The sequence below is a fragment of the Candidatus Thermoplasmatota archaeon genome (assembly GCA_030018475.1).
Classification (GTDB): Archaea; Thermoplasmatota; JASEFT01; order JASEFT01; family JASEFT01; genus JASEFT01.
The window spans coordinates 1-2807 of sequence record JASEFT010000084.1 but is presented as its reverse complement, the minus strand read 5'-3'; the positions used below and the strand labels follow the sequence as shown (position 1 = coordinate 2807).

4 protein-coding genes are annotated in these 2807 nt (G+C 38.8%); 1 reads left to right on the top strand and 3 read right to left on the bottom strand.

Going from position 1 to position 2807, the window contains the following annotated elements; all coding sequences use genetic code 11:
• Together QMD21_07490 and QMD21_07485 are read right to left on the bottom strand one after the other, a co-directional pair.
• Window positions 1-229 (bottom strand): nucleotidyltransferase domain-containing protein (locus QMD21_07490; protein MDI6856605.1); only part of this gene is annotated, 229 nt, incomplete at its 3' end.
• Between the two features lie 40 nt (window positions 230-269).
• The gene (locus QMD21_07485; GenBank protein ID MDI6856604.1) at window positions 270-527 is read right to left on the bottom strand and encodes a hypothetical protein; all 258 of its coding nucleotides are present in this window, start codon (window positions 525-527) and stop codon (window positions 270-272) included.
• Between the two features lie 260 nt (window positions 528-787).
• Here QMD21_07485 and QMD21_07480 point away from each other — a divergent pair, with 260 nt between their 5' ends.
• Window positions 788-1396 (top strand): hypothetical protein, encoded by a 609-nt coding sequence (locus QMD21_07480; protein MDI6856603.1) that lies wholly within the window; start codon window positions 788-790, stop codon window positions 1394-1396.
• An 89-nt stretch (window positions 1397-1485) separates the two neighbouring features.
• Here the strand turns inward: QMD21_07480 and QMD21_07475 are convergent.
• The coding region (locus tag QMD21_07475; GenBank protein MDI6856602.1) for a hypothetical protein at window positions 1486-2807 on the bottom strand (1322 nt) is incomplete at its 5' end.

The window sequence follows — 2807 nt, the reverse complement described above, 5'->3', positions numbered from 1 at the left end:
CATTTAGGCAGACCAAATCAACTTCCTTCTCTACAATATCAGTCACATCTCCCCAAATTTTATCTCTTTTTTCTTCATTTCTCAAATAAACTGCCACATCGAAATCAGATTCTGCCATTTCAAACCCTCTACTAAAAGAACCGAACAAAAAAGCCAAAAGAACCGAGGGCTCTTTTTCAAAATATTCTTTCAAAAGAGGAATCTTTTTAGATTTTGAAATTTTTTTCATTTAAAACGAATTGGATAAGGTTCAGTTTCAATTTTTCAGTTTATTTTTCAGGTTGAGTTTTTAAACAATCAACATTTATCACTTCAATTCTCTTTTCGCCACTGAAAACTGGAATTGGTTCACATTTTTTTGCCTGCTCTATTAAAGCATTTATTGTATCAATTCTTCCTTGTTGATAGGCCTGATTTAATGCTTTCAATTTAAAATCTGACCAAAGATCATAAAAAATATAAACTATCGAAAAGATTATCCAGATTGAAATAGCAATATTGAGAATGAATTTTTTTGATATTCCCATATTATTTTTAGGATAGTAATTCTCCCACCCAAGTTTATTTTACCATAAAAATTAAGAAAAATAGAGTTTAATCCAGTTTTACTAACAAATCTAATGTAGAAGTCAAACTTCTACAGGCTTTACGAGAAGAGGCAACAAAAAAACTGCTTCTTAAATAAAAATCTCTGCCTTAATCTCTTCATTGACTTTATTGACAAGAATACTTGAATTATTTAATATAATAATAGCAACCTTAATATCTAAATAGAGGATTGAGAAAATTGAAGAAAAGAGTTTGGTGCGCAATTTTAGTTTCGATTGTACTTGTTGGATTCTTTGGGATAGCAATGGCTACCTATCCAGATGGTGTCCTAGCAGCTATAGCCGATCCTTGGGATGCAATTAATGAGATATTTCGCAAAATAGCCGATCTAGAAAGAAGAATAGGCATTATCGAAAGGCTATCGGGAACAGTTCCAGATGAGACAAAGGAATATCCTTATTTAGCCACTTTGCCACCCGAATTGGTTGGAAAAATCGAAGTAAGCTACAACTATTTCAAGGAATACAGTGCCGAATGGAATGAAACCGAAGAAAAATACAACCCAAAAATATTAGATCATATTAGATATGAACTTCAGATCAAAAATCTTTCCAATCAAACCATTCGAAAATTCTATTACGACATCTTAGTAAAAGACGAAGCAGGAAATGTTATCCTTACATTACGAGAAACACCTGTCTATACTGAAGTTCGACCAGCAGGAGTAACTTCTTTTATACAAGACCACGTCTGGATAAAGGATGCTCTTGAGAAAGCTGGAATTGATCCTCTCACCGATCCAAAATTAACAGTAGAAATTATTATAATCTCAATGAAATTCGAGTAAGCTTGAAGCCCTGCTAAAAGACGGGGCTTTTTTATTCAGCTACCCAAAGGTTACAAGGTTCCTATTTTCTTTTTCCTATTTTCTGAGGCTTAGGGTAGTATTGCCATCACAGTAATATTTCTGTGAGTTATCGTAGCTATTCCTGCTCGAGTATTTGAGTCAAACCATTTAACTCTTATTGTGTGACTCCCGGAACCAAGCGTATTTGTCATACATATCGCTGAAAAATCAGTCTGGTAGCCTGAAGTTGAGACATTCTCATGCCCTCTAAAACAAGCAGGTACTAGAGCACTGTTATTGTCTACGTCAACATAGTAATCACCCCAGGTATGGGCATTGTACGCTATCCTTCCAGACACAAATATAATTAGTCTCATAGATGTTCCAGTTGGAATAGTAATATTAGTGGTCGCATGTGGATCTGGGTGATATACTCTTGCGGCAGGGGCACTTTCGGGTACGCTCCAGCTTGAGCTTGAATTTTGGACTGCATATGGTGGTTTGAGGGTGCTTGTTCCACCAACATTCAAATTACCAGTAATTTCTGTGTTGCCATCAACTTTAAGTCTATTGGTTCCTGGATCAGTCGTCCCGATGCCGACGTTGCCTCCCATTATTGACATCGTGTTATGTTGAGAGACTGCAGTTCCAGTTTGGTCATTCAACGCAATTGCCACCGAGTACTCTCCTTCTGCTCTTATTCCACGCCCCATTGCAGTTGAGTAAAACCCGCTTGCTGTTGTACGCACTCCCATTGCAGTTGAGTACCACCCGCTTGCTGTTGTCTCAAGTCCCATTGCAGTTGAGTACCACCCGCTTGCTGTTGTGCCATATCCTATTGCAGTTGAGGACCGCCCGCTTGCTGTTGTGTTATATCCCATTGCAGTTGAGTAAGACCCGATATTAGCATCATTCCATTGAGTTCCAGTAACACGACCTGCCCTGAATGCGGCTTTTCTGGGATACCAAAGCAATCTGGTTCCTGATCCCAAATCTGGCTCCGTCCAACCGGAATTATAAGTCCCAATTGCAAGAATTGCTCCATCATCACCAAGCTCTAACCTTGTTCTTGGATCAGTCGTCCCGATGCCGACATTGCCTCCCATTATTGACATCGTGTTTGATTGAGAAACTACAGTTCCAGTTTGATCATTCAACGCAATTGCCACCGAGTAATTCCCTTGTACTTCTATTCCATATCCCATTGCAGTTGAGTAATGCCCGATTGCTCTTGTGTTACGTCCCATTGCAGTTGAGTAAGACCCGCCTGCTAATGTGTTATATCCCATTGCAGTTGAGTAAGACCCGAATGCTATTGTGTCATATCCCATTGCAGTTGAGTAATACCCGATATTAGCATCATTCCATTGAGTTCCAGTAACACGACCTGCCCTGAATGCGGCTTTTCTGG